The sequence below is a fragment of the Brevibacterium sp. Mu109 genome (assembly GCF_900169375.1).
Taxonomy (GTDB): Bacteria; Actinomycetota; Actinomycetes; order Actinomycetales; family Brevibacteriaceae; genus Brevibacterium; species Brevibacterium yomogidense_A.
Window position 1 is genome coordinate 16,682 of the sequence record NZ_FXZF01000002.1, and the last position, 26,380, is coordinate 43,061.

Below are 26,380 nucleotides of genomic sequence, written 5' to 3' on the forward strand. Positions count from 1 at the left end.
GACACGGGCGTGCCCCTGCCCGTGCACCCCCTGAAGGCTGTGTCCTCGACCACTTGTACAGTGGGGCTGTTCCGCAGGACGCGTCGTGAACCGGCGCCGGAAGAAACGAGTTCGAATGTTCCGAAAGGTGCTTGTCGCCAACCGTGGCGAGATCGCCGTCCGTGCTTTCCGCGCTGCTTACGAGCTCGGCGCGGAGACCGTGGCCGTGTTCCCCTACGAGGATCGCAACTCCGAGCATCGGCTGAAGGCCGATGAGGCGTACCAGATCGGAGAGGAGGGGCACCCGGTCCGGGCCTACCTCGATGTCTCCGAGATCATGCGCGTGGCGAAGGAATCGGGAGCCGACGCCGTCTACCCGGGCTATGGCTTCCTCTCCGAGAACCCAGATCTGGCCCGCGCGTGCGAAGAGGCCGGGATCACCTTCGTGGGCCCTCGCGCTGACGTGCTCGAGATGGCCGGCAACAAGGTCCATGCACTGGAGGCGGCGCGTCGAGCGGGCGTTCCGACCCTCGACTCGACCTCGCCGTCGGCAGACATCGACGAACTGCTCGAGCAGGCCGCGGACATGGAGTACCCCCTGTTCGTCAAGGCCGTGGCAGGCGGCGGCGGGCGCGGTATGCGCCGCGTCGACTCCCACGACGGACTGCTCGAGGCGCTCAAGGCGGCGATGCGAGAGGCGGAGGGCGCCTTCGGCGACCCGACCGTCTTCATCGAGCAGGCGGTGCAGCGTCCGCGCCACATCGAGGTCCAGGTGCTGGCCGACAACGACTCGAACGCGATCCACCTCTTCGAGCGCGACTGCTCCATCCAGCGCCGTCATCAGAAGGTCGTGGAGATCGCACCCGCGCCCAACCTGGACCCGGCGGTGGCGGATGCGCTGCGGAGCGACGCGCTCCAGTTCGCACGTGAGATCGACTACCAGAACGCGGGCACCGTGGAGTTCCTCCTCGAGACCGCGGGTCCGCGCGCCGGCAAGCACGCTTTCATCGAGATGAACCCCCGCATCCAGGTCGAGCACACGGTGACGGAGGAGATCACGGACATCGATCTCGTCCAGTCCCAGATGCTCGTGGCAGCGGGCGGCACACTGGACGAACTGGGACTCTCCCAGGACATGATCCAGATCAAGGGCGCGGCGCTGCAGTGCCGCATCACGACGGAGGATCCCACCAACTCCTTCCGCCCCGACACCGGAGTGATCACCGCCTACCGGTCCGCCGGCGGCGCGGGTGTGCGGCTGGACGGCGGCACCGCGTACGCGGGTGCCGAGGTCTCCGCGCACTTCGACTCCATGCTCGTGAAGTGCACCACCCGCGGCCGCAGCTTCGAACAGGCGGTCGATCGTGCACGTCGTGCGCTCGCGGAGTTCCGCATCCGCGGCGTCGCCTCGAACATCGGCTTCCTGCGCGCAGTCCTCGCAGAGAAGAAGTTCCGCGACGGCGACCTCGCGACGTCCTTCATCGACGATCATCCCCACCTCCTCGAGGCCCGCGTGGGCGCGGACCGCGGCTCGAAGATCCTCGAGTTCCTGGCCGATGTGACGGTCAACCGCCCCAACGGTGAGGCCCCGGTCTCCCTCGACCCGATCGACAAGCTGCCCGCCCTGCCGGAATCGCTCGCCGGAGCGACCGCGCCGGCAGGCTCCCGGCAGAAGCTCCAGGAGCTGGGTCCCGAAGGCTGGGCCAGGGCACTGCGCGAGCAGACCGCGCTGGCGGTCACGGACACGACGTTCCGCGACGCGCACCAGTCACTGCTCGCCACCCGCGTGAGGACGAAGGACCTCGTCACTCCGGCGGAGTACGTCTCGAAGATGACCCCGGAGCTCCTGAGCATCGAGGCCTGGGGCGGAGCCACGTACGACGTCGCACTGCGCTTCCTCGCGGAGGATCCGTGGGAGCGTCTTGCGAAGCTGCGTGCGGCGGTGCCGAACATCAATCTCCAGATGCTGCTGCGCGGCCGCAACACCGTGGGGTACACGCCGTACCCCACTGAGGTCACGGACGCCTTCGTCGCCGAAGCGGCGGACGTGGGCGTGGATGTGTTCCGCATCTTCGACGCGCTCAACGACGTGTCGCAGATGCGTCCGGCGATCGACGCGGTCCGCGCCACCGGGACGACAGTCGCCGAGGTCGCGCTCTGCTACACGTCCGACCTCTCCAATCCGAACGAGTCGCTCTACACCCTCGACTACTACCTGCGACTCGCAGAGCAGATCGTCGAAGCCGGAGCACACGTCCTGGCTGTGAAGGACATGGCAGGACTGCTGCGCCCGGCCGCGGCCACCACGCTCGTCACCGCACTGCGTGAGAACTTCGACCTCCCCGTGCACGTCCACACCCACGACACCGCCGGCGGACAGCTCGCGACTCTGCTCGCCGCATCCGCTGCGGGTGCGGATGCCGTCGACGCAGCCAGCGCCGCGATGTCCGGGACCACGAGCCAGCCGTCCATGTCGGCACTCGTGGCGTCTCTGGAGAACACGGAGCGCGACACGGGCCTCAGCCTCGGCGCCGTCGGAGACCTGGAGCCCTTCTGGGAAGCTGTGCGCAACGTCTACAAGCCGTTCGAGTCCGGGCTCCCGGGTCCGACCGGGCGCGTGTACCGCCACGAGATCCCCGGCGGGCAGCTCTCCAACCTCCGTCAGCAGGCCGTCGCTCTGGGCCTGGGGGAGAAGTTCGAGGAGATCGAGGCGATGTACGAGGCCGCGGACCGGATCCTCGGCCACCTCGTCAAGGTCACCCCGTCGTCCAAGGTCGTCGGGGACCTCGCCCTCCACCTCGTGGCGGTCGGCGCGGATCCGGATGAGTTCGAGCAGAACCCGCAGAAGTTCGACGTGCCGGATTCGGTCATCGGCTTCCTCAACGGGGATCTGGGCGACCCTCCGGGCGGCTGGCCCGAGCCCTTCCGGAGCAAGGCGCTCGAAGGACGCACGCACAAGGCTCCTGCCGCGGACCTCGAGGCCGACGACTCTGCGCTCCTGAACGAGTCGGGCACGACGCGCCAGGACACGCTCAACAGGCTGCTGTTCCCGCAGCCCCACAAGGAGTTCGGCCGGATGCGCGATCAGTACGGCGATCTCTCCGTGCTGGAGACGTCGCTGTACCTCTACGGACTCGAGGAGGGCTCGGAGTACAGCGTCGTCATCGACAAGGGCAAGGCGCTCCTGGTCGGCATCCAGGCGGTCGGACCCGCCGATGAGCGCGGCATGCGGACGATCATGTGCACCCTGAACGGTCAGCTGCGTCCGATCTCCGTCCGTGATCGCAGTGTCGATGTGGATGTCGCCGCCGCAGAGAAGGCCGACCCGGACAACCAGGGTCACGTCGCCAGCCCGTTCGCCGGCGTCGTCACCCTCCAGGTCGAGACGGGTGACACGGTGAAGGCAGGCCAGACGGTTGCCACGATCGAGGCCATGAAGATGGAGGCTTCCATCACCTCGCATGTGGACGGAACCGTGTCCCGACTGGCGATCGGACCGGTCCAGCAGCTCGAGGGCGGCGACCTCGTCGTCGTGATCGATGGCTGACCGTCCTATCCGGCACTACGGCGATCCGGTCCTGCGCACGGTGTGCGCGCCGGTCACCTCGTTCGACGACTCGCTGCGCGTGCTCGTCCGGGATCTCGCAGACACTGCGGCTCCGGACGGGCGCGCGGCGGTCGCCGCTCCGCAGATCGGGGTGGACAGGCGCATCTTCGCCTTCCACCTCGACGACAGGGTGGGACACGTCGTGAACCCGGTCGTCGTCCAGACCGGCGGGGAGCAGCGCGACATCGATGAGGGCTGCCTGTCCGTGCCGGGTCTCTGGTTCCCCACTCCGCGGTGGGAGTTCGCCGCCGTCGAAGGATTCGACGTCGACGGCGAGCCGATCCGCGTCGAGGGCGAAGGAGTCTTCGCGCAGATGCTGCAGCACGAGACCGACCACCTCGATGGAACCGTCTACATCGAGACCCTCCCCAAGGAGCGGAAGCGGGAAGCACTGGCGGCAGTCCGCCGGGCGGACTGGTTCTGACTCCCTGACACCGAGGGCCCCACAGAGGGCGCTCACCGACGAAGCACCGGGTCCAGACGGCACAGACGGACCCGCAGACGTGAAGAAACGAGGGAATATGGCTATCGAACGCGCCGGAGTCGTGGGCTCCGGACTCATGGGATCCGGCATCGCAGAGGTGCTCGCACGTGCGGGGCTCGACGTCGTCGTCCGCGACATCAGCGAGGAGGCCATCGCCTCGGGCCGCAGCAGCATCGAGAAGAGCCTCGAGAAGGGCGTGCAGCGCGGAAAGCTGTCCGCTGAGGACCGGGATGCCGCGCTGGCCCGTCTGCACTTCACCGTCGACATGGCGGACTTCGCGGACCGCCAGCTGGTCATCGAGGCGGCGAGCGAGAACGAAGACGTGAAGAAGGCGATCTTCGCAGAGCTCGACACCGTGGTGACGGCGAAGGACGCGATCCTCGCATCGAACACGTCCTCGATGCCGATCATCCGCTTCGCACAGGCCACCGGCCGACCGGACCGCGTGCTGGGGATCCACTTCTTCAACCCGGCACCCGTCCAGCCGCTGGTCGAACTCGTCGTCTCCGAGCTCACCGATCCGGCAGTCGTCGACGCGATGGACTCCTTCGCGACCGATGTGCTGGGCAAGGTGACGATCCGTGCGTCGGATCGCCCCGGGTTCGTCGTCAATGCACTGCTGATCCCCTTCCTGTTCTCCGCGATCCGCATGGTCGAAGCAGGTCATGCGACGAAGGAGGACGTCGACCTCGGCATCGTGAACGGGTGTGCGCACCCGATGGGCCCGATCGCACTGGCCGACAGGGTGGGACTGGACACCTGCCTGTTCGTCGGGCAGAGCATCTACGAGGAGACGGGCGACCCGGCGGCGAAGCCGCCGGTGCTCCTGTCGCGCATGGTCGATGCGGGACTGCTCGGTGTGAAGACCGGACGCGGCTTCTACGACTACAGCGCGACGTGACGAACCCGCGGTGATGAGTCCGCACTGACGGTTCCTCCGACGCGCTGAGAGCGCGCTGGAGAGCCGCCGGTGCCATGGCATGACGAAGGGTCCGGACCGATCGGTCCGGACCCTTCGTCATGCGCTCCCCGTGCGCTCAGCTGCGGGGTGCCGCGACCGCTTCATAGGCGGCGACGCGCACGCAGGCGGCGACGACCTCGGCCGCGGCCTCGACCTCCTCGAGAGGAGGCATGGTCGGCGCGATCCGGATGACTGCATCATCCGGATCCACGCCGTGGGGATGCGTGGCTCCCGCGGGCGTCAGCTTGACCCCGGCCTCGCCGGCCAGCTTCACCACGTGGGAGGCGGTGCCCGGCGGCACCGCGAGCGTGATGAAGTACCCGCCGGACGGCTTCGTCCACGCGGCCAGGTCCTCCGGACCCAGTTCGCGGGAGAAGATCTCGTCCACCGCGGCGAACTTGGGGTTGAGCAGGTCCGCGTGCTTCCGCATGTGGCTGCGGACGCCCTCCGGGGAGCCGAAGAAGCGGGCGTGCCGGAGCTGGTTGATCTTGTCCGGGCCGATCGCCCCGGCCGCCGTGTGGCGCGCGAACCAGTCGACGATGGTGGGGGACCCGCCGACGAACGCGACGCCGGCACCGGCGTGCGTGATCTTGGACGTCGAGGCGAACACGAGAGGTCGATCCGGGTTGCCGGCCTCTGCTGCGATGCCCAGGACATCGATCGGCTCCGGATGCGGCTCGCGCAGGTGGTGGAGCGCATACGCGTTGTCCCATAGGACGGTGAAATCGCCTGCTGCGGCCTGCAGGGTCATCAGCTCACGGGTGCGGCGCTCCGAGATGGAGACGCCGATCGGGTTGGAGTGGACCGGCACGATCCAGATGCCCTTGACAGTGGGATCATTCGCGACGAGCGACGCGACCTGGTCCATGTCGGGGCCCTCCGCATCGGTGGCGATCGGCACGAGTTCGAAGCCCAGGGCCTCCGCCAGGCCGAAGTGTCGGTCGTATCCCGGCACGGGGCACAGCATCCTCACGGGGGTCCCCGCCCAGGGGGCCGCCGAATCGGGTCGCCCGTGGAGCATCGCGAAGGCGAGCGCATCACGCATGAGGGTGAGAGACGAATTGCCCTGTGCGAGCAGCTGGTCGGCGGGCACTGAGAGGAGGGGCGAGAAGATCTCGCGCAGTTCCGGGAGTCCGCGCAGGCCGCCGTAGTTGCGGGTGTCCGTCCCGTCCGCCGACGCGGCGTCGGCACCCGTGACAGCAGTGAGGAGGTCGTCGGCGAGATCCAGCTGAGCCGCCGACGGCTTGCCCCGCGTGATGTCCAGGCTGAGTCCACGCGCGGCGAACCGCTCGTAGTCCGCCGTGGCGTTCTCGAGGCGCGACGCGATCTCTTGTGGGGTGAGCGAACTGAGCGACATGCGCGGGTCCCTTTCGAATCGGGGGAGTGCAGGAGGACCGGTACGCCCCAATCCTAGTCGTCTGCCGCCTGGTCGGGAGGAGACCTCGCTCGTGCCGGAGAGACGCTCGTGTTGCTGCCTCGCCGTTTGTGTAGTCTCGCTCACATGAGACGATTCGACCCCGCTTCCGTACGTGCCCAGATCGATTCGACCCTCCGAGGGTTCGGCGCTGATGACCACACGCGCACCGTGTGCACGGACGTCATGTACGACACCGACCTCATGGGAGTCGACTCCCACGGGATCTCCATGCTTCCGTACTACGCCTCGGAGATCGCGAAGGGTCACATCGATCCGACCGCGGAGCCCGAGGTCGCGCACTCGTTCGGTGCGGTCGTCCGCGTCGACGGGAAGAGGGGTTTCGGCCACACCGGCGCGCACCTCGCCATGACCAGCGCGATCGAGGCTGCGGAATCGTTCGGCGTGGGCATCGGTGTCGTGGGGCAGACGAACCACTACGGCGCCGCGGGCTACTACGCGCGCATGGCGGCCGAGGCCGGACTCATGGGCATCTCACTGTGCTCGACTGCGAACGCACTGCAGGTGCCGCACCGTGCCAAGGGCGCGCTCATGGGCACGAACCCGATCGCGTTCGCCGCGCCCGTCCCGGGGGAGGAGCCCGTCCTGGTCGACATGTCGACGACGACGGTTCCCCTCAACAAGGTCAAGCTCTACGGACTCCGCGGCGAGGACCTCCCGGAGGAGTGGGCCGTCGACGGTGACGGCGCGCCCATCCATGATGCGCAGGAGATCTATTCCCGCCTGGAGTACGGCAAGGACGGGGGAGTGGGGCTCCTGCCGCTGGGCGGTCAGGGGTTCTTCACCGGTGGGCACAAGGGCTCCGCACTCGCGACGATGGTCCAGATCCTCTCCGCGGCGCTTCCGGGCGCAGGACAGCCGGGGAACGTCGACGGGTACCAGGACATCGGCTACTTCTTCCTCGCCATCGATCCTGCTGCCTTCGGCGCTCCGACGGATGCGGGGGAGTACGTGCGCGAACTGCGAGACACCATCCGTGGGATGGAACCGCTCGATGCCGCAGAGCCGGTGCAGGCGACGGGGGACCGCGACTTCCTCACACGGGCAGAGCGGCTGGAGAACGGAGTGCCGCTCGCCGAGGCGCTGGTCGATCAGCTGCGTGCACTGAGCACCGAGTTGGACAGCGACTTCGCCCTCGTCGAGAGCGTGTGAACTCGCAGTCGTCATCCGCCTCACCGCCGGACAGCGGCTCCTGGGGGAGTACCGGACAGCGAGCCGTGCGTCCCGCCGTGGTGCACTCGACCCGCGAGGCGGTGGGCACGCGGTTCGGGGAGTCTGCAGCGGTCTACGATCGGGTGCGGCCCCGGTATCCGGACGCCGTGTACGACTGGCTGGCGGAGGAGACCACCGCGCCTGGACGCTGTGCGGACGTGGGCGCCGGAACGGGCATCTTCGGAGCCGGACTGCGTGCTCGCGGATGGTCGGTGGTCGGCATCGATCCGGATCCGGAGCTGCTCGCCCTGCACCCGGAGCCGGCCCATACCGGGACCGCGGAGTCGCTTCCGCTGGACGACGGCTCCGTCGACCTGGTGGCGGTCGCGCAGGCATGGCACTGGATGGACCCGGTCGCGGCGGCCTCGGAGTTCCAACGCGTGCTCACAACGACCGGGGCTGTGGCGATCGTTCTGAACCAGCTCGATGTGCGCGTCGATTGGGTCCTCAGGCTGGCTCGCATCATGCATGCGGGCGACGTCTATCGACCGGCGTGGAGTCCGGAGCTCGTCGGGTTCACTGATCCACTCGCAGCGGAGTTCGCGTTCACCACCCGCGTGAGCACGGAGGACGTGGTCGAGCTGGCGGCGACGCGCTCGTACTGGCTGCGCAGCGGGCCCACGGTCCGCGCGCGCGTGGAGGCGAACATCCGCTCGTTCCTCGCAGGGGAGGGACGCGGGCTCGCAGCCGAATCGGGCGGCCTCGTCACGGCAGCGGGGGAGCCGGACACGTTCGAGCTGCCCTACCTGTGCCTCGCATACGTGGCGCACCGAAGCGTCTGAGCGGACCAGCCCGGCGCCACATCGGACCTGCGCCGGGTCACGTCAGGACCGGGGGAGCACACACGACGGCGGACGGACGCATGATGCGTCCGTCCGCCGTGTCGCCCGGAGGCAGTGTGTCTGAGTCGCTGTGCGTCTGGCCCGAGCGTCTATATGTCTGAGCGGCTGTGTGCCCGTGCGGCTCAGAGTTCCGGCGCGGAGTCGCCGGAGGCTGACGGGGTGATCGGTGGCTGCTCCGAGGAGACGACCGTGTTCGAGCGCGCGCTGTCCGCGTGCGCCACGGAGATCTTCCGCGGCTTCGCATCGTCGGCGACCGGGATCGTCAGCGAGAGGACGCCGTCGGCGTACTCCGCGGAGATCTGGTCGACCGCCACGCGGTTGCCCAGCGTGAGCTGGCGGGCGAACGTCCCCGTCGGACGCTCGCGGGTGAGCCACTTGACCTCCGGCTCCGGATCGAGCGTGGTGCGCTCGGCACGGACGGTGAGCGTGCGGTCCTCGACGTCCACATCGATGCTGGACGGGTCGACGCCGGGCATGTCGATGCGGGCCACGAACATCTCTCCGTCGCGGAAGAGGTCCATCGGCAGGCCGACCGCGTTGGGTGTCCTGGTGACCTCGGAGAAGAAGCGGTCGATGTCGCGAATGGGGTTGAAAGTGGATCCGGCCATGAGGGTGGTCCTTTCATTCGGCGTGTCGTGCGCGGAGCTGATCGCTGGCGACCAGCGGTCAGCAGTCCGTGCATGATGGCTCGTGCTCGAAGGCTCGCTGCAGTGAGTCCGACACGCTTGAATCTAGTCGCTTTCGGGCATCCGTGGAAGTCGGGTGGACAGCCGCCTCATGACGCCGCGCCGTCGTGATAGGACGGGGAGGGGCACGAGGCCCGACCAGGTCTGCGCGTGCAGGTGACAGGGTCTGCGCATGCAGGTGACAGAGGGGGAGCGGCATGTCGGTGGGGGCGATCGCGGCGGCGCTGGTCCCGATCGCGGCGCTGCTCGCACTGGGAGCGGTGCTGCGTCGGCTGCGAGGCTTCTCCAGCCCCGACTTCTGGTCGGGAGCGGAGCGCCTCGCGTACTTCGTCCTGCTGCCGATGCTCCTGTTCACGAGCATCGCGACCGTCGACCTCGGGGGAGTTCCGGTGGGGCGAGTGGCGGTGGCCGTCGTCGTTCCCACGCTGCTCGTCACGGGAATCCTCTTCGCACTCAACAGGGTGGTCGCCCCGACAGCCGCTGCATTCACATCTGTGCTGCAGGGATCGGTCCGCTTCAATACGTATGTCGGAGTATCCCTCGCGGTGAGTCTGGCTCCGGGGGAGGGTGCCGCACTCGCGGGGATCGTGGGTGCGGTGCTCGTGCCGCTGGTGAATGTGATCGCGACGCTGGGCTTCGAGGTGTTCCTCGTCGACAAGAGCTCATTGCTCTCACTGGTGGGCAAGGTCGTGCTGAATCCGCTGGTGCTCGCATGCGTCCTGGGTGCCGCGGTGGGCACGCTGCCGTTCGACATGCCCGAGGTCGTCATCGGAGTCCTGGATCCGCTCGCGGCCGCCGCACTGCCGGTCGGCCTGCTCTGCGTCGGTGCCGGACTGCGGAGGATCCAGCTGCGGACGCACGCGGTGGGGCTCGTCGTGGCGTCGTCGATGAAGCTGCTCGTGCTTCCGGCACTGACGCTGGGTGGACTCATCCTGGTCGGGGTGAGCGGGCCGGTGGCGCTCGTCGCGCTGATCTTCCAGTCGATCGGAACGGCGAGCACGTCGTACGTGCTCGCACGGCAGCTGGGCGGCGATTCGTCGCTCATGGCTGCGCTCATCGCGTTCCAGACGGTGGCGTCCTTCGTGACGCTGCCATTCGTCCTGCTCGTCGGTTCTGCGGTGCTCGTGTGACGCGCGATCCTGAGCGAGTGTGTCCACGGGGGATGGGCGCAGCTCTGCCGGCTCTTGCCCGTGGGAGAGCGCTTCCACGGATCAACTTAACATAATGTAGATTATCGGCGCACCGTGGATGCGTGGATCCGGGCTCACCTCCCACCTCGTGTCGAGGTGCTCAGGACTGCGCAGCCCTATCCCAGCTGTACGGGAACCAGCCCGCGGCGAGTCTCCTCGGCGATCTGCGCAAGCGCGTCGTCGAGTTCAGGGTGCGTGAACGCGAATCCGCTCTGTGTGAGCCTGCGCGGCTCCACCCAGCGGCTCTTGAGGACGAGTTCGGCCTCCGTGCGGATGATCCGGGCGCCTGCTTCGAGTGACCAGGCCGGCAGTCGCACACCCTTGCGGGATCCGATGCGTCCGCCCAGGTGGCGTCGCACGCTGCACATGAACTCCTCGTTCGTGACGGCATGCGGAGATGCGAGGTTGATCGGCCCACGCAGATCGCGGTCCGCGATGATGTGCTGCACCGCCCGATAGACGTCTTCTATGTGGATCCACGACAGCATCTGGCCACCATCGCCCTGGCGGCCGCCGAATCCCATGCGCGCCAGATTGATGTTCGGGTTCATCGCTCCCCCTGCGCCCAGGACGATCGACATGCGCAGCGCGACCTTCCGTACCTGAACCGGGGCATCCCAGAGCTCGTGCTCCCACGCCCGGGCGACTGCGACGGAGAACCCGCTGCCCAGCTCACCCGTGTCCTCGTCCTGCGGCCGATCCCGCGCGTCGCGATAGATCGTCCCGGTGCTCGCATTGATCCACAGGGGCGGGCTCGAGCACTGTGCGAGTGCCCTGCCCAGAGCGTGAGTGGTCTCCGTCCGCGAACGGAGGATGTCATCCGCGGTCCGCTTGGTGTACCGGCAGCTCACCGACCGGCCCGCGAGGTTGATGAGGGCGTCGGCGCCTTCGAGCACCCCGCCGAGGTCCCCGCCCCACCGCGCGTCGGCTTCGGACCCCCGCCCGATCGTCCGAACCCGCGCGCCGTCCTCCTCGAAGCGCCGCACCAGGCGACTCCCGATGAATCCGCTCGCACCGGCGAGTACGACGGTCTGCGTCATTCCTGGCCCTCTCTGAGTGCACCGGCCGTGCGCACGCGGTCCATAAGGTCGATGGCATCGGCGGCAAGGCTGCGACCGATCGGAATGCGCGCCAGGGACACCATCCTGCCGACGAGCGGAGCGGCGCCGTCGATGAGCAGGGCGGTGCGCCGTGTGTCAGGGCTCGAATCGAGCACCCAGAAGAGTGTGACGCCCATATAGGCGAGCCAGAGCAGTTCGGGAAGCCTCTCCCCTGGGCGCCAGCCGGGTACGCGTGCGGACGCATCGACGACCTCGCGCATGAGAGCCACAGCGTCTGTGCGCGGTGAGCGCGAGGCGGCTGAGAACGGGCTGGTCTCCGAGTCCATGCGGAGTGCCGTGCCGAGCAGTGTGGATCCGAACGAATGATAGGGCGCCATGACCTCGACGCCGATGGTCAGGGCGCGTCGGAGATTGTCCGCGAGTGAACCGCCGGCGATGAGTGCGGACTGTGTGCGCACCCGATGCTCGATCACGACGCGCCGGTACAGCTCGTGCACGAAGGCGTCCTTGCCGGCGAAGTGGTAGTACGCGTTGCCGGTCGATACCCCGGCCTCCCGGGCGATCCCGCGCATCGTCGTCGCGTCGTACCCGTGTGCGCGGAACATCCGCAGGGCGGTATCCGCGAGCAGTTCTCGTGTCCGCTCCGCCTTCGTCCCGGTGGAACCGTGCGGTGCTGCTGCATCGCCGTGCGCGCTCATGGCCTCAGCTTACTCCCGAAGTGAACGTGTTCAAAAATCCAGGAAGGCCGCGCACACAGATCGTGGCCGCGGGGAGACTTCCCCGCGGCCACGTATCCAGTCTCACTGCGGTGCTGCTCAGGCGCCGCCGAGCTGCGGCTTGTCCGAGCCGCCGTCGGAGTCGCCGCCCTCATCGGAGCGTCCTTCGTCCGAGTCATCGGATCCCGAGCCGTCATCCGCCAGCCCGTTCTCCACGGTGAGTCCTGCTTCCTGGCTGCACACCGGCCATGCGCCCGGTCCCTGCTCCTTGAGGGTCTCCTGCGCGACGTCGATCTGCTCGGCCTTGCTCGCCTCGTGCGGCATGCCCTCACCGCCGAACGCCTCCCATGTCTGCAGGGAGAACTGCAGGCCTCCGTAGTAGCCGTTCCCGGTGTTGATGCTCCAGTCCCCGCCGGACTCGCACTCCGCGACGCGGTCCCACACGGATCCGGAGTCCGCCTGTGCGGGGCTGGCCGCTCCGACGAAGCCGACGGCTGCGACCGCTCCGGCGCCGCCGAGCAGTGCGATCTTGCGGAGGCTGTTCGTCATGGTGGTCTTCACGGTGTCGTTCTCCTTCGGGGCGCAGAGCGGGGTGCTCCCCTGCCGGTGCGCGCCTCGGTGTCGTCCGACGTCGTGCGTGAGCACGGCGTGCATGTCAGTGCCCGGTTCGTTACCGGGCCGTTACACGGTAGCGAACAGTCGGGCGCTCATGACAGCCAGAACCACGGATCAGCGGTGCGCATTCACTCAGAGTCACCTCAGCGTTACCTGACCGTGATGTGATTGCCCGCACACACGTGGGCGCGCACGCCGCCGGGCGTCACTCCGACACGTACGCGGCGAGGTGCTCGCCGGTCAGAGTCCTCTCCCCTGCCCGCGCCCGGGCGATGAGAGCCGCCGGAGTCCCCTCGAACACGACGCGTCCACCGTCGTGGCCGGGCCCGGGGCCCATGTCGATCAGCCAGTCTGCATGGGCCATGACCGCCTGGTGGTGCTCGATGACGATCACCGTCTTCCCCGAGTCGACGAGTCGATCGAGCATGGCCAGCATCGCCTCGACATCCTGGAGGTGCAGGCCCGTCGTCGGCTCGTCGAGCACGTAGACCTCACCGTCGCCGGCCATCCGCACGGCGAGCTTCAGCCGCTGGCGCTCTCCGCCGGACAGTGTTGTGAGCGGTTGACCGATCGTCACGTACCCGAGCCCCACATCGACGAGACGGCTGAGGATCCTGGCTGCGGCCGGCACCTTCGCGTCGCCCTCGGAGAAGAATGCGTGGGCCTCGGCGGCCGACATGAGGAGGACCTCGGCGATGGACCTCTCCCCCAGCCGGTACTCGAGCACCTCGTCCTGGAACCTGCGGCCCTGGCAGACCTCGCAGGTGACGGCCACTCCTGCCATCGTCGGGATGTCGGAGTAGATGACCCCCGCGCCCTTGCAGGTCGGGCACGCGCCCTCGGAATTGGGGCTGAAGAGCGCGGGCTTGACCCCGTTGGCCTTCGCGAACGCCTTGCGGATGGGTTCGAGCAGACCCGTGTACGTCGCGGGGTTGCTCCGCCGCGATCCTCGGATCGCCGTCTGGTCGACGACGACCACCCCGTCACGGCCGGTGAGGGAACCGTGGATGAGCGAGCTCTTCCCCGAACCGGCGACCCCGGTCACGACCGTGAGCACACCGGCCGGGACGTCGACATCGACGTCGTCCAGGTTGTTCAGGTCCGCGCCGCGGATCTCCCACGCGCCCGAGGCCGTCCGCACCTCGTCCTTGAGCCGCACCCGGTCGTGGAGGTGCCGACCGGTGGGCGTGTCCGCACCGGCCAGCTCCGTGACCGTGCCCTCGTACACGATCTCGCCTCCCTGGGTCCCCGGACCCGGGCCGAGGTCGACGACGTGGTCGGCGATCGCGATCGTCTCCGGCTTGTGCTCGACGACGAGCACCGTGTTGCCCTTGTCCCGCAGCTGCAGGAGGAGGTCGTTCATCCGGGAGATGTCATGGGGGTGCAGGCCCGTCGTGGGCTCGTCGAATACGTACGTCACGTCGGTGAGCGGCGACCCCAGCTGGCGGACCATCTTGATCCGCTGCGCCTCGCCGCCGGACAGCGAGCCGGACGCGCGCTCGAGGGACAGATATCCCAATCCCAGGCGCACCAGGGAGTCGAGCAGCTCCGCGAGGCCCGTGAGCAGCGGGGCGACCGACGGCTCCTCGAGTCCGCGGACCCACTCCGCGAGATCCGCGATCTCCAGAGCGCAGGCATCGGCGATCGAGAGTCCTGCGATGCGCGAGGAACGGGTCGCCGTGCTGAGCCTGGTCCCGTCGCACGCCGGGCAGGCCACATAGGTGAAGGCACGATCGACGAACTCCTTGATATGGGGCTGCATCGATTCCCGGTCCTTGGTCAGCATCGACTTCCGGATCCGAGGGACCAGACCCTCGTACGTCGAGTTGATGCCCCGGAACTTCATCTTCGTCGGCTCCTTCCAGAGGAAGTCGCTCATCTGCTGCGCATCGAACTCCCGGATCGGCCGGTCCGCGGGCATGAGCCCGGACTCCGAGTAGTACTTCACCATCCAGCCCCCGGCCTTGTAGCCGGGCACGGTGATCGCCCCGTCGTCCAGGGAGAGGGACTCGTCGAACAGCTGGGTGAGATCGACGTCATGGACGGTGCCGGTCCCCTCGCAGCGGGAGCACATCCCGCCGACGACGGCGAACTCCCGACGCTCCCTCTTGGTGGAGCCGTCCGCCTGCTCGAAGGTCACGGCTCCAGCGCCGGAGACCGAGGCGACATTGAAGGAGTACGCCTGCGGCCCGCCGATGTGCGGCGTCGCGATCCGGGAGAAGAGGACACGCAGCATCGCGTTCGCATCTGTCGCGGTGCCGACCGTGGACCGCGGGTTCGATCCCATCCGCTCCTGATCGACGATGATCGCAGTCGTGAGGCCCTCGAGGACATCGACGTCCGGTCGGCCCAGTGAGGGCATGAAGCCCTGGACGAACGCGGGATAGGTCTCGTTGATCAGCCTCTGCGACTCTGCGGCGATCGTCCCGAAGACGAGCGAGCTCTTCCCTGAACCCGACACGCCTGTGAAGACCGTGAGCCGTCGCTTCGGGATGCTGAGGCTCACGTCGCGCAGATTGTTCTCGCGTGCGCCGTGCACGCGGATGTGATGGTGGGAATCCGCGGCTGCGGTCGGTTTGGTCACGGGTGGTCTCCTCCGGGATGGCTTCAGGGCGCAGTGTAGGGGAATGCTGCGAAGAGGCGCTCGAAGCGCGTGCGCTGGGCATCGCTGACGGACGTGAGCGGCGTCAGCGACAGACTCCTGCGCCCGGCCGAGCCCTTCCTCGTCCATGTGCCGACCACCCGACCGCGGCGGATCGCGGCCCGCTTGAACACCCCGTTGTTGCCGGGCACCAGGACGGCGTGATCCGCGGCACCCATCAGCACGAGCCGGTCAGGGTATCCCAGCACCAGTTCGTCGAAGCCCGGCAGCAGGAGTTCGCGCATCGCGTCCTTCTCCCTGGCCCAGTACTCATCCATGAGCCCCGGTCGCCAGTACGCGGTCTCCTCATCGCCCGGGATGGGTCCGGACTCCACCGAATCCTCGATGAGCGGCAGTGCTGAGCGGATCGTGCGCAGCGGCAGCTTCGTCCACCACGCGAAGTCGCGCAGGGTGGCGGGTCCGTGTGACCGGATGTACCGCCGCAGCAGCTCTGCCGTCGCAGCGACACGATCACCGTCGAACCGTTCGCTCAGCGTTGAGCCCGCCGGCAGCCAGCGTGCGGCGTCGACGACTGCCGTGTCGTCGCCCGACCACGGCCCGTAGGCCGCGATGCCCGTCGAGATCAGTTGGACGAGCAGGTGGTACCCGCGGCCGCCGGTGGGGTCGATGCCCGCGGACCGCCACGCCTCGAAGACCTCTGCCCGCGGCACTCCGCTCCCCTGCCCCGGCTCGGAGCGGTCGTGGGCGAGGCCGATGAGGACATCGGCGGCCCGTGAGACGTGGGACTCGTCGAGGCCCAGCTGCGGGCGCCGCCGCGCCGCCGCGCGGATGGGACCGTCGGCGCACAGCTGGGTCATCCAGGCGAGGTCCTCCGCGGCCACGGCGAAGACCGTGCCGCGCATGGGGTAGCCGCGGACGATCCGTCCTGTCGTGAAGGCATCGAGGACGGGGCCGACGGCACCGGATGTGCGCAGGGCGAGGGAGGCCACGACGCCGGGGAGGTCCTGCCCCTGATGGGCGCCGAACGCACTCACGGCCTCGTGGACGGATGTCCAGGAGGCCGTGGTGCGGGCAGAGAGTCCCTGCGTAGTGATGCGCAGTCCCACGAGCGTGCGAGCGTCCATGGGACGGTGGTGTGCGGCGCGGATCAGCCGCGCAGCAGCTTGCGCGCGCGGCGCGCTCCGACGACGACAGTCGATCGGGCGGTGTCGAACGCGCGGTCCGTGCGCTCGCCGCGCGACGGCACCCGGTCGGACACCTCGTCGAGCGCGCGTGTGAGGCGCTCCTCTGTCCAGTCGACGGCTCCACCGGGAGCGGCGGCCCGGGTGGCGCCCTCACGGGCGTAGCGGGCGGCGTTCCCCGCGTAGTGCTTCGCCGTGCGGGTGGCGTCCACGGCCGTGCGGGACGCCGTGCCCGCACCGCGGGCGAGGGTGTCGGCAGCGCGGCGGAGCCGCCTGCCCGTGGTCCATTCGACGGATTCGTAGACGTCGTCGGGTTCGATGGGCTCGCGCATGCTGGTCATACGCCCATGATCCCCCTGTCGGGACGGGAATGTCCAGGGAGGGTAGACTGTTGTGTTCGGTGCAGACAATTGTCAGTGGACGAGTCAGACGACGGAATCAGACGACCGAGTCGGACGACGCAGAGTAGACGCGGAGAAGTGAGAGTCATATGAGCGAACGCAGCCTGCGAGGGACACAGCTGGGATCCCGGAGCCTCGAATCGGAAGCGGGCGTCGAGCCGGCGCCGCGCCAGCTCATCGAGTACCGCTGCGAGGACGGGCACAGGTTCAGCGTGCCCTTCTCCGTCGAGGCGGACATCCCCTCGCAGTGGGACTCCGGCACGCACGGCGTGGGTCTGCGGGTCGACGGAGGGGCCCCGGAGGAATCGGATGCGAAGCCCGTGCGCACGCACTGGGACATGCTGCTCGAGCGGCGCTCCTTCGAAGAGCTCCAGGTGCTCCTGGACGAGCGGCTCGCCTACCGCCGCGGGGACCTTCCCGCCGCGAACTGAGCTCTCGGCTCAGACGACAGCTCAGACGATCTGAGACACGGCCTCTTCAGTGAGGCGACGAGGCCCGCACGATGTGCGGGCCTCGTGTCGTCTCCCGTTCTGGGCCTTCTCCGAGGCTCTGGGCCTTCTCTGACTCCAGCGCGCCTCTGCACTGGGTGGCCGCCTCTCAGCGGCCGACGAGGCCGCGCAGCTGGCGACCGCGCCGCTGGACTCCCCAGCGGGCCACCCGGACGAGCGCCTCATTGATGATGTCGCCGTCCATCTTCGACTCGCCGAGCTCACGTTCGACGAAGGTGACAGGGACCTCTGCGATGCGCAGCCCTGCATCCTTCACACGGCGCGTCATGTCGATCTGGAAGCAGTAGCCGGTCGACTCCACGTCCTCGAGGTCGAGGGTCTCGAGCGTCTCGCGGCGGAACGCGCGGAAGCCCGCGGTCGCGTCGTTGACGCCCAGTCCGATGAGCACGTTCGCGTAGAGGTTCGCGCCCCGTGACAGCAGGTGGCGGTTGCGCGGCCAGTTCACGACCGCGCCGCCGGGCACCCAGCGGGATCCGATCGCCAGGTCCGCTCCGTCGTGCACCGCCGCGAGCAGCTGTGGCAGGTCGCGTGCCCTGTGGGAACCATCGGCGTCCATCTCGCAGATGATCTCCCAGTCCCGGGCGAGAGCCCACCGGAAGCCGGCGAGGTAGGCCCCGCCCAGCCCGCTCTTGACGGAGTTGTGCAGGACGTTCACACGGGCGTCGGATTCCGCGTGACGGTCCGCCCACTCCCCCGTGCCATCGGGTGAGCCGTCGTCGACCACCAGGACATGTGCGTCGGGAGCCCACTGTGCGAGGGCTGCGAGCGTCCGCGGGAGGGACTCGATCTCGTTGTATGTGGGGATCACGACCAATGTCTTCATCGGTGCCACTCTAGCGGAGCATCGAGGCGGTCGGGATCCATCCGTCCAGGGAAGGAAACGGTCCGGCGGCAGGGCCTTCGGGCCGCAGGCGCTGAGCACCTGCGTTGTCTAATGGCCCGCCGCCGGACCTCGCCCCTGCAGGGCGACTGTGAGCAATCTACCGAGCGGTAATCGCTGTCGCAACCGGCACTGTCACGGCGTCTGCGTCGGTGCAGGACAGACCGCGTGTCGCTGTCCGCGCACCCAGACATCGCGGACGACCGGCAGGGGTGAGGAGCCGGAGAGGTCCGGAAGTCCGGGGGTGCCGGAGCGCGGATCGGTGCTCCACGCCGCAAGGCGGTCGTCTGCCACCTGGACGATCAGGTCGCCCACCTTCCAGCGCACTGCGGTCGCCTCCGCGCCGGGCGCGAGCACCCCGCCCTCGAAGCTCCCGGTCGCCCGGAAACCGAAGCGGGTGGCGGCGTTGAACGCGGCGCGGGCGGAGATGCCGGCGGTGCCGCTGTAGACGGCCGTCGCGAGGGTCTGCCACGGAGAAGCGGGATCGAGCACGAAGCTCACCTGTGCTCCGGCCGCCAGGAGCGGGGCCAGCGGCTGGTCGTGCTCCTGCGGGTCGAGCGTGATGCCGACGCCCGTCGCGGCGAGCCGGTCCACGGCGTCCCCCGGGATCGGGCAGGTCACCAGGAGCCGCCAGAGGGAGCGCTGGGCCCGGGTGCGGACCTCGGCGTCGTCGAGCGCGTCGAGGACCGCTGTGAGGTCGGACTCGTCCTCCACCACGATGTAGAGAGGCCGGTCGACCGTGAGGGCGCCTGCGAGGTCGCGGGCCGCGACGCTGGTCGCTCCGGTGTCCGCGCCCGCCGGGTAGGCGGTGACCGCGAGGGCGTCTGGGGCCGCATCGCGGAAGGCGGCCACGGCGTCCGCGGAGCCGAGCACGTGGACCGCGGTGATGCCCGCCTCCACGAGTGCGCCGGGCGCGGGGTCGTCGCCCGTCAGGAGCAGTCCCGCATGGACGAAGCCGGGGGCGACGAGGTCGCCCGCGAGGTCGGTGTGGTCACCCTCCGTCGCAGCGGCCGCCTCGTCCTCGCCGACCCAGGACACGGTCGGACCTGCGAAGGAGATGGCGGTGGCGAACGGATCGACGCTGGAGTACACGTCGCCGCTGTGGAGGATCGTCGGCATATCGGTCATCCTCCGATCCTCCCACGTCCGGTTCCGTGTCCGAGGCACCCGGTAGGGTGGCGCTCGTGACGCCACCACTGCTCGTGCTCGACACTCCGGCCCTCTACTACCGGTCGTTCCACGGCCTGCCGGACACCATCCGGTCGCCCCATGGCCGGCCCGTCAACGCTGCGAAGGGCCTGCTCGACACGATCAGCCAACTGGTCGCCCGCTGGGGCTCCCGAAGGATCATCGCGGTCATGGACGCGGACTGGCGCCCTGACTTCCGCACCGCGCTCCTGCCCGAGTACAAGGCGCATCGGATCACCGACCCCGCCCGCGGCACGGAGACGCCTCCGGACCTGGAGGCGCAGCTCCCGGTCATCTTCGATGCGCTCGATGCCTTCGGCATCCCCATCGCCGAGGTCCCGGGCACCGAAGCGGACGACGTCATCGCCTCGATCGTCGCCCAGGGCGGTGACGAGGACATCGTCGTCGTCTCGTCCGATCGGGATCTCATCGCACTGCTGGAGCCGGGCCGCAGGGTGTGCGTGCACCGCCCGCGGACGGGCGGACGCTGGGAGACGATGGCGCTCGCAGACCTGCCGGCCGCCTACGGGGTCGCGGACGGGACCGCGTACCGCGCCCTCGCCGCACTGCGGGGCGACCCGTCGGACGGCATCCCCGGCGTCCCCGGGATCGGTGAGAAGACGGCGGCGAAGCTCGTGGCGGGCTACGGCGGCCTGGACGCGATCGTCGCCGCAGCGCAGCGCGGGGACAAGGAGCACGGCCTCTCCCCCCGGCGACGGGAGAACATCCTCGCGCACGCGGACAGCGTCCGTGCGGGCGAGCAGGTGATGGAGGGGCTCACGGACCTGGCGGTGTCCGACTTCGTCGCCGCGGCCGGAGGCGAGCCGGACACGGCGCGCATCGCCGAACTGGGCGGTCAGTGGGGCCTCGAGCGCACCATCGCCCGGCTGCTGGCCGCACTCACCGGCGACGACGTCGAGGTGCGGACGACAGAACGGGTACGGGAGACGACGGAGCACGTCGACGAGCAGGGCGGACGCCCCGCTCCGAACGGGCTGCCCACCGGCTGGGCGGCGGACTTCTGCGCGTTCGATCTCGAGACGACGGGGGTGGACCCGCACAGCGGCCGGATCGTGTCCGCCGCTCTTGTGCCCTTCGTCCGCGGTGACGAGGGCCCCGCCCGCACGTGGCTCGTCGATCCCGGTGTGGAGATCCCCGAGGCCGCCCAGCGCGTCCACGGGATCTCGACCGAGCGCGCGCGTGCCGACGGCGAGCCGACCGCCGTCGCACTGCCGCAGATCATGGACGCCGTGCGCGCCCTGTCCGCGTCCGGCACGACGCTCGTCGGGCACAACATCGTCTACGACCTCACCGTGCTGGCCGCGGAGGCGGTGCGGGCGGGCATCCTCCCCTCCCCCGATGCCCTGCTCACGGATCTCCCGCCCGTACTCGACACGCTGGTCGTCGATCGGCAGGTGGACACGTACCGCCGGGGCCCGCGCACGCTGGGAGCACTCGCACAGCACTACGGCGTGTCTCTCGAGGACGCGCACGACGCACTCGCGGACGCGCGGGCGGCAGGTCTCATCGCCCTCGCCCTCGCCCGCTCCTCCCCCGCACTGGCGGGAACGCCCGCCGCCGCACTCCACGACCAGCAGACGGTGTGGAAGCGGGAGCAGGCCGCTTCGCTGCAGGAGTTCCTGCGTCGCAAGCGACCCACGGCGGTGGTCAGCGGGGACTGGCCGCTGGAACGCCTAGACTGACTCGGGTCCGACCCCGGGTGGACCCGGCGGCCCCACACGCTATCGACCACACGCTATCGACGAGGTGCACACGACGAATGGGACTCTTCTCGCGACTGCTCAACCGGCCTGGAGCACAGGCCGACAAGCGGATCGGCTGGTTCGACCGCGCACAGGACTCCGTCGCACAGCGGCACGAGGAGTACGCCGATTCGACGGATGAGCAGCTCACCGAAGCCGCGGCTGCGGTGTTCGAGACGGGCACCCGCGAGGAGCAGCTCGTCCGCTTCGTCGCGCTGGCGCGCGAAGCCGCGGAGAGGACGCTGGACGAGCGTCCGTACGACACGCAGCTGCGCGGACTGGTCGGACTGCTGGACGGGAACGTCGTGCAGATGCTCACCGGTGAGGGCAAGACCCTCGTCGGTGCGCTGGCGGCCGCCGGCTACGCACTCCAGGGCCGCCGCGTCCACGTCGTGAGCGTCAACGACTACCTCGCCGTCCGCGACCGCGGCTGGATGGCACCGGTCTTCGACCTGCTGGGCGTCTCCGTGTCCGCCGTGTCCGGCTCGATGTCCGACGAGGAGCGCCGCGAGGCCTACCGTGCGGAGGTCGTGTACGGCTCCGTCTCGGAGATCGGCTTCGATGTCCTCCGCGACCGATTCCGGCTGCCCGGCGAAGAGGTCCGCGTCGAATCCCGCGACGTCGTGATCGTCGATGAGGCGGACTCGGTCCTCATCGACGAGGCCCGCGTGCCCCTGGTCCTCGCGGGCTCGACGCAGAAGGAGGACGCCGACCAGCGGGTGGCCCGGCTGGTGGCGCGCCTGGACCCGGACGAGCACATCGAGGTGACCGAGGACCGCAGAGCGGTCTCGCTGACGCCCGCAGGCATCGACGAGGTCGAGGACTCACTCGGCGTCGAGCTGTACGGCCAGGACGCGGCGACCCTCGCGGCGGTGAACCTGGCCCTCTACGCACGCATGCTCGTCCATCGCGATGTCGACTACCTCGTGGTCGACGGCGCCATCAAGCTCATCGATGCCTCGCGCGGACGCATCGCCCACCTGCAGCGCTGGCCGGACGGGCTCCAGGCGGCCGTCGAGGCGAAGGAGAAGCTCGAGACATCGACCAGCGGCGAGATCCTCGATCAGATGACGGTCGAAGAGCTCATCCACTCCTACACCCGCGTGTGCGGGATGACCGGCACGGCGCTGGCGGTGGGCGACGACCTCCGCGAGTTCTACGACCTGGAGATCGTGCCCGTCGACCCCCACGAACCGGTCATCCGCATCGATGAGGCGGACCGGCTCTTCACCTTCCAGGAGTCGAAGGAGCGGGCGATCGTCGAGGAGGTGGCGGAAGCCCACGCCTCCGACCGCCCGGTGCTCGTCGGCACGCGCTCCGTCGCAGAGAGCGAATCGCTCGCCGAACGGCTCCGCGAGCGGGGCATCGACTGCGAGGTGCTGAACGCGAAGGACGACACCCGCGAGGCGCAGATCATCGCACGCGCCGGTGAAGCCGGCGCCGTGACCGTGTCCACGCAGATGGCCGGCCGCGGCACGGACATCAGACTGGGCGGCGAGGACGTCGCGGAGGCCGGCGGGCTGCTGGTGATCGGCGCCGGGCGCTACGAGTCATCCCGCTTGGATGATCAGCTGCGCGGCCGCGCCGGACGCCAGGGCGATCCGGGCAGCTCCGTCTTCTTCACGAGCCTCGAGGACGAGCTCATGAGCCGCGTGCCGGAAGCGCAGCGGTTCGTGGAGGAGGGCGACGAGACGGGTCTCATCACCTCGAAGCGCGCGGCACTGCTCGTCGAGCACGCACAGCGCATGGCGGAGGGCGAGAACACCGCGGTCCACCGCGACACCTGGCGCTTCAACGACCTTATGGCGAAGCAGCGTGAACTGGTCCTCACCCGTCGTGACGAGGTGCGCGACGAGCTGCGGGGCCCCGCCGAGGTCCGCGACCTGCTGGGCGAGGACCGGGTCTCCCAGATCGAGGACGAGCAGTCCGCCGACGTGCTCGACACCGCCATCCGCGATGTCCTCCTCTTCGCCGTCGACGAACGCTGGGTCGATCACCTCGCGTTCCTCAACGACCTCCGCGAGGGCATCCACCTGCGCACACTGGCGCGTGAGAAGCCCCACGAAGCATTCAATGAGGAGTCGATCGGCGCGTTCGCGAGCTTCTGGGACGACGTGCTGACCCGCTCGCACGAGGTGCTCGCGGACGCGGACTTCACGGGCGAGGGCGTGGATCTGCCGGCCCACGGCCTCAAGCGGCCCTCATCGACCTGGACCTATCTGACGACGGAGAACGTCTTCGGCTCTGACCTCGAGACGGTCGTGAAGACGCTGCGGAAGCCCTGACCCGGGGCTCCTTCGGACACAGGCGTCGGTGCGCCGGACAGGGGCTCCGCCGTGCCGGTCAGTCCGCGACGACGCCGCGACGGATCGACTCCGCTGCCCTGCGGACCCGCACGGCGGTCGCAGGCTCGGAGACGTCGGCGATCTGCCCGAGGATGTCGAGCGTCTGCTTCGCCCACCGGACGAAGTCCCCGGCCGCGATCCCGGATCCCTTGAGGGTGTTCGCCAGGGAGGCGCCCTCCGTCCAGTTGTAGACGAGCCGTCCGATCCCGAAATCGGGTTCGGGGGTGTCGCTCAGCCGTGCGGAGCGCTCGAGCTCCGTCACCGTCCGCCAGAGGCCGTGCACGTCCAGGACGGCGGCGTCGAGTGACGCCGTCGGCATGCGGGGGACGCCGAAGGTCTCGGTCTGCCGAGCGGAGTAGACCAGTCCGGACGCCAGGGCGGCGATCTCCGGTTCGCTGAGCGAGTCGAAGACGCCGCCCCGCACGGCGAGTGCGGTGACGAGGTCCCGCTCACCGTAGATGCGGCGGAGGATCCGGCTGTCGGGCAGGAACCCGACGGATGTCAGCACGTCGCAGACGCGGTCGAACACCATCGCGATCGACGTGGTGCGGCCCTCGATCTTCGCGCGCAGAGACGCCGATTCCGCCTCGAGCTTCTCCGCCCGTTCGGCCCATCGTGCGTGGTTCTCGCGGTCCGGGCAGGAATGGCACGGGTGCGTGCGGATCTCGTCGCGCAGCTGTTCGATGCGAGCCGCGTCAGGAGACTGCGGACGGTCCTTCTTCCCGGACTCCAGCGCCTCCGCCATCGCGGTCGTCGGGTCCTTCACGCGGCCGTCCGCCAGCGCATCGACGAGTACCTCGCCCAGTCGCCTGCGCTGCTCGACGACACGATGGTTGAACTTCTTGGGGAACTTCACGCGCCCCAGCTTCACCGCGGGCTCCGTGACCTCATGCGGACGCAGGTGCCAGACACGGCCCTCCTCCGTGAGCACGCTGGGCAGGCGCGTGTCCGCGTCCCGGCGCTGCATCGGCGCGATGACGACGCAGGCGCCCAGAGACCGCTTGGACGGCAGCGTGATGGCATCGCCCACCCGCAGCAGGCCCAGCGACTCCATGACCTCCCGCTGGCGGAACTTGGAGCGCGTGCGCCGCTGCCGCTTCTCCTCGACCGATACCGCACGGCGCAGCTGCGCGTACTCGGCGAAGTCACCGCGATCGCACGCCATGGAGCTGCGGTAGCCCGCGACCGCCTCCTCATTGCGACGCAGCTTCTTCGCGAGGCCCACGACACCGGTGTCGGCCTGGAACTGCGCGAACGACGTCTCCAGCACGCTGCCGGCGGAGTCCCGGTCCATGCGCGCGAGCAGATTCGCCGCCATGTTGTAGGTGGGGACGAACTGGCTGCGCAGCGCGTAGGTGCGCTTCGAGGCGAGTGCGCCGATGTCCGCGACGTCGACGCCCGGCTGCCAGACGACGAGCGCGTGGCCCTCGGTGTCGATGCCCCGGCGACCGGCCCGCCCCGTCAGCTGGGTGTACTCCCCCGGCGTGATCTGCACGTGCGCCTCGCCGTTGAACTTCACGAGCTTCTCGAGCACGACGGTGCGGGCCGGCATGTTAATGCCCAGTGCGAGCGTCTCCGTCGCGAAGATCGCCCGCAGATGGCCCGCCGCGAAGAGGTCCTCGACCAGTTCCTTGAACTGCGGGATCATGCCGGCGTGATGGGCTGCGAAGCCGTGGAGGAGCCCGGTGGAGAAGGTGCCGAATCCGAGCACGCCGAGGTCCTCCCGCGGCATCTGCTCGACGAGCTCATCGAGCCGTGCCTCGATCGCGCGCTTGTCCGCGGCATCCGTGAGGTCCACGCCCCGCGTGAGCAGCTGCTCCACGGCCTCATCGCACCCGTTGCGGGAGAAGATGAAGAAGATCGCCGGGAGCAGAGAGCCCTCGTGCAGTCGGTTGAGGATGTCGATGCGCGAGGCGCGGGGCGCACGGGCCTGACGGCGCGGCGGACCGCCCCGCCCGCGGCGGTTCCCCTGTCCCCTGCCGTGGGACTTCTCGTGCTGGCGGATCGCACGGACCAGATCGGGTTCCAGCTCGGTTCCCGAACCCGCGCGGAAGAGGCGGTGGATGCGTCCGTCGACCATCATGTGGTTGTGGAGCGGGACGGGTCTGTGCTCGGTCACCACGACGTCCAGGCGGCCGCGGACCTCCCGCAGCCACGCACCGAACTCGTCCGCGTTGGACACGGTCGCGGACAGTCCGACGATGCGGACGTGGGCGGGGAGGTGGATGATGACCTCTTCCCACACGGGTCCGCGGAAGCGGTCGGCCAGGTAGTGGACCTCGTCGAGGACGACGAAGCCCAGGTCCGTGAGTGCTTCGCCCGAGTACAGCATGTTCCGCAGCACCTCGGTCGTCATGACGACGATCGGCGCATCGCGGTTGATCGAGGTGTCACCGGTGAGCAGCCCGACGTTCTCAGGACCGTAGTCGCGCGAGAACTCCGTGAACTTCTGATTGCTGAGCGCCTTGATGGGCGACGTGTAGAAGACGCGCACGCCACGATGCCGGGCGAGGGCCACCGCGAACTGGGCGACCACGGTCTTGCCCGCGCCGGTGGGTGCGGCGACGAGGACGGAGCGATCCTCCTCAAGGTCCTGGCAGGCAGTGCGCTGGAATCGGTCGAGGGGGAATCCCAGACCGGCTTCGAACGCGGTGAGGGGGTCGTGCTCTGCGCTCATCGTCACGCTCCTCTCATCGTGCGGCGGCAGCCGCTGCTGACGTGTC

20 protein-coding genes are annotated in these 26,380 nt (G+C 69.2%); 9 read left to right on the forward strand and 11 right to left on the reverse strand.

Annotation, left to right across the window (positions count from 1 at the left end):
* Positions 1-115: 115 nt before the first annotated feature.
* From BSP109_RS01405 to BSP109_RS01415, 3 genes are all read left to right on the forward strand, one after another.
* Positions 116-3,526, forward strand: coding sequence for a pyruvate carboxylase (locus BSP109_RS01405; RefSeq protein ID WP_101599159.1), 3,411 nt, complete (start codon positions 116-118; stop codon positions 3,524-3,526).
* The gene (gene def / locus BSP109_RS01410; RefSeq protein WP_101599160.1) at positions 3,519-4,010 is read left to right on the forward strand and encodes a peptide deformylase; all 492 of its coding nucleotides are present in this window, start codon (positions 3,519-3,521) and stop codon (positions 4,008-4,010) included. The genes BSP109_RS01405 and def overlap by 8 nt, the downstream gene beginning before the upstream one ends.
* Positions 4,011-4,107: 97 nt before the next feature.
* Positions 4,108-4,971, forward strand: coding sequence for a 3-hydroxybutyryl-CoA dehydrogenase (locus BSP109_RS01415; RefSeq protein ID WP_101599161.1), 864 nt, complete (start codon positions 4,108-4,110; stop codon positions 4,969-4,971).
* Between the two features lie 136 nt (positions 4,972-5,107).
* Here BSP109_RS01415 and BSP109_RS01420 read toward each other — a convergent pair whose 3' ends face one another.
* A complete protein-coding gene (locus BSP109_RS01420; RefSeq protein ID WP_101599162.1) occupies positions 5,108-6,388 on the reverse strand; it encodes an aminotransferase class I/II-fold pyridoxal phosphate-dependent enzyme in 1,281 nt (426 codons plus the stop codon).
* A gap of 144 nt (positions 6,389-6,532) precedes the next feature.
* Here BSP109_RS01420 and BSP109_RS01425 point away from each other — a divergent pair, with 144 nt between their 5' ends.
* Positions 6,533-7,618: an Ldh family oxidoreductase gene (locus BSP109_RS01425; RefSeq protein WP_087006502.1), complete on the forward strand. Its 1,086-nt coding sequence runs from the start codon at positions 6,533-6,535 to the stop codon at positions 7,616-7,618.
* A 77-nt stretch (positions 7,619-7,695) separates the two neighbouring features.
* Complete coding sequence (locus BSP109_RS01430) at positions 7,696-8,460, forward strand: class I SAM-dependent methyltransferase (protein ID WP_257944512.1); 765 nt, start codon at positions 7,696-7,698, stop codon at positions 8,458-8,460.
* A 182-nt stretch (positions 8,461-8,642) separates the two neighbouring features.
* On the opposite strand, the gene BSP109_RS01435 is transcribed toward BSP109_RS01430, so the two are convergent.
* The gene (locus tag BSP109_RS01435; protein WP_087006506.1) at positions 8,643-9,128 is read right to left on the reverse strand and encodes an Hsp20/alpha crystallin family protein; all 486 of its coding nucleotides are present in this window, start codon (positions 9,126-9,128) and stop codon (positions 8,643-8,645) included.
* A 275-nt stretch (positions 9,129-9,403) separates the two neighbouring features.
* On the opposite strand from BSP109_RS01435, the gene BSP109_RS01440 reads away from it, so the two are divergent.
* Positions 9,404-10,336: an AEC family transporter gene (locus BSP109_RS01440; protein WP_101599163.1), complete on the forward strand. Its 933-nt coding sequence runs from the start codon at positions 9,404-9,406 to the stop codon at positions 10,334-10,336.
* A 176-nt stretch (positions 10,337-10,512) separates the two neighbouring features.
* Here BSP109_RS01440 and BSP109_RS01445 read toward each other — a convergent pair whose 3' ends face one another.
* From BSP109_RS01445 to BSP109_RS01470, 6 genes are all read right to left on the reverse strand, one after another.
* Complete coding sequence (locus BSP109_RS01445; protein WP_101599164.1) at positions 10,513-11,436, reverse strand: TIGR01777 family oxidoreductase; 924 nt, start codon at positions 11,434-11,436, stop codon at positions 10,513-10,515.
* Positions 11,433-12,155: a TetR/AcrR family transcriptional regulator gene (locus BSP109_RS01450; RefSeq protein ID WP_101599165.1), complete on the reverse strand. Its 723-nt coding sequence runs from the start codon at positions 12,153-12,155 to the stop codon at positions 11,433-11,435. Before BSP109_RS01450 ends, BSP109_RS01445 begins: the two co-directional genes overlap by 4 nt.
* A 117-nt stretch (positions 12,156-12,272) precedes the next feature.
* On the reverse strand, positions 12,273-12,734 hold the full coding sequence (locus tag BSP109_RS01455) for a transglycosylase family protein (RefSeq protein WP_308297897.1): 462 nt from the start codon (positions 12,732-12,734) through the stop codon (positions 12,273-12,275).
* A gap of 259 nt (positions 12,735-12,993) precedes the next feature.
* On the reverse strand, positions 12,994-15,372 hold the full coding sequence (locus BSP109_RS01460; RefSeq protein ID WP_101599166.1) for an excinuclease ABC subunit UvrA: 2,379 nt from the start codon (positions 15,370-15,372) through the stop codon (positions 12,994-12,996).
* A gap of 23 nt (positions 15,373-15,395) precedes the next feature.
* Complete coding sequence (locus BSP109_RS01465) at positions 15,396-16,514, reverse strand: winged helix DNA-binding domain-containing protein (protein ID WP_087006516.1); 1,119 nt, start codon at positions 16,512-16,514, stop codon at positions 15,396-15,398.
* Between the two features lie 23 nt (positions 16,515-16,537).
* Positions 16,538-16,912: a hypothetical protein gene (locus tag BSP109_RS01470; RefSeq protein WP_087006517.1), complete on the reverse strand. Its 375-nt coding sequence runs from the start codon at positions 16,910-16,912 to the stop codon at positions 16,538-16,540.
* 149 nt (positions 16,913-17,061) lie between these two features.
* Between BSP109_RS01470 and BSP109_RS01475 the strand changes: the two genes are divergently transcribed.
* The gene (locus tag BSP109_RS01475; RefSeq protein ID WP_087006519.1) at positions 17,062-17,403 is read left to right on the forward strand and encodes an RNA polymerase-binding protein RbpA; all 342 of its coding nucleotides are present in this window, start codon (positions 17,062-17,064) and stop codon (positions 17,401-17,403) included.
* Between the two features lie 166 nt (positions 17,404-17,569).
* Here the strand turns inward: BSP109_RS01475 and BSP109_RS01480 are convergent, their stop codons facing one another.
* Both BSP109_RS01480 and BSP109_RS01485 read right to left on the reverse strand, forming a co-directional pair.
* Positions 17,570-18,304 carry a polyprenol monophosphomannose synthase gene (locus tag BSP109_RS01480; protein ID WP_087006609.1) on the reverse strand — a complete coding sequence of 245 codons (735 nt, stop codon included), beginning with the start codon at positions 18,302-18,304 and terminating at the stop codon, positions 17,570-17,572.
* 192 nt (positions 18,305-18,496) lie between these two features.
* Entirely contained in the window at positions 18,497-19,489 is a 993-nt protein-coding gene (locus BSP109_RS01485; RefSeq protein WP_180959586.1) for a metal-dependent hydrolase, read from the reverse strand.
* A gap of 56 nt (positions 19,490-19,545) precedes the next feature.
* On the opposite strand from BSP109_RS01485, the gene BSP109_RS17875 reads away from it, so the two are divergent.
* Together BSP109_RS17875 and secA2 are read left to right on the forward strand one after the other, a co-directional pair.
* Complete coding sequence (locus BSP109_RS17875) at positions 19,546-21,252, forward strand: exonuclease domain-containing protein (RefSeq protein WP_308297898.1); 1,707 nt, start codon at positions 19,546-19,548, stop codon at positions 21,250-21,252.
* 77 nt (positions 21,253-21,329) lie between these two features.
* Entirely contained in the window at positions 21,330-23,597 is a 2,268-nt protein-coding gene (secA2, locus tag BSP109_RS01495) for an accessory Sec system translocase SecA2 (RefSeq protein WP_087006520.1), read from the forward strand.
* Between the two features lie 58 nt (positions 23,598-23,655).
* Here secA2 and BSP109_RS01500 read toward each other — a convergent pair whose 3' ends face one another.
* Positions 23,656-26,334 (reverse strand): RNA helicase, encoded by a 2,679-nt coding sequence (locus BSP109_RS01500; protein ID WP_101599167.1) that lies wholly within the window; start codon positions 26,332-26,334, stop codon positions 23,656-23,658.
* Positions 26,335-26,380 lie beyond the last annotated feature (46 nt).

Coding starts and splice junctions, on each gene's coding strand:
- BSP109_RS01405 (WP_101599159.1), top strand. CDS start 116: ATGTTCCGAAAGGTGCTTGTCGCCAACCGTGGCGAGATCGCCGTCCGT.
- def (WP_101599160.1), top strand. CDS start 3,519: ATGGCTGACCGTCCTATCCGGCACTACGGCGATCCGGTCCTGCGCACG.
- BSP109_RS01415 (WP_101599161.1), top strand. CDS start 4,108: ATGGCTATCGAACGCGCCGGAGTCGTGGGCTCCGGACTCATGGGATCC.
- BSP109_RS01420 (WP_101599162.1), bottom strand. CDS start 6,388: ATGTCGCTCAGTTCGCTCACCCCACAAGAGATCGCGTCGCGCCTCGAG.
- BSP109_RS01425 (WP_087006502.1), top strand. CDS start 6,533: ATGAGACGATTCGACCCCGCTTCCGTACGTGCCCAGATCGATTCGACC.
- BSP109_RS01435 (WP_087006506.1), bottom strand. CDS start 9,128: ATGGCCGGATCCACTTTCAACCCCATTCGCGACATCGACCGCTTCTTC.
- BSP109_RS01440 (WP_101599163.1), top strand. CDS start 9,404: ATGTCGGTGGGGGCGATCGCGGCGGCGCTGGTCCCGATCGCGGCGCTG.
- BSP109_RS01445 (WP_101599164.1), bottom strand. CDS start 11,436: ATGACGCAGACCGTCGTACTCGCCGGTGCGAGCGGATTCATCGGGAGT.
- BSP109_RS01450 (WP_101599165.1), bottom strand. CDS start 12,155: ATGAGCGCGCACGGCGATGCAGCAGCACCGCACGGTTCCACCGGGACG.
- BSP109_RS01465 (WP_087006516.1), bottom strand. CDS start 16,514: ATGGACGCTCGCACGCTCGTGGGACTGCGCATCACTACGCAGGGACTC.
- BSP109_RS01470 (WP_087006517.1), bottom strand. CDS start 16,912: ATGACCAGCATGCGCGAGCCCATCGAACCCGACGACGTCTACGAATCC.
- BSP109_RS01475 (WP_087006519.1), top strand. CDS start 17,062: ATGAGCGAACGCAGCCTGCGAGGGACACAGCTGGGATCCCGGAGCCTC.
- BSP109_RS01480 (WP_087006609.1), bottom strand. CDS start 18,304: ATGAAGACATTGGTCGTGATCCCCACATACAACGAGATCGAGTCCCTC.
- BSP109_RS01485 (WP_180959586.1), bottom strand. CDS start 19,489: ATGACCGATATGCCGACGATCCTCCACAGCGGCGACGTGTACTCCAGC.
- secA2 (WP_087006520.1), top strand. CDS start 21,330: ATGGGACTCTTCTCGCGACTGCTCAACCGGCCTGGAGCACAGGCCGAC.
- BSP109_RS01500 (WP_101599167.1), bottom strand. CDS start 26,334: ATGAGCGCAGAGCACGACCCCCTCACCGCGTTCGAAGCCGGTCTGGGA.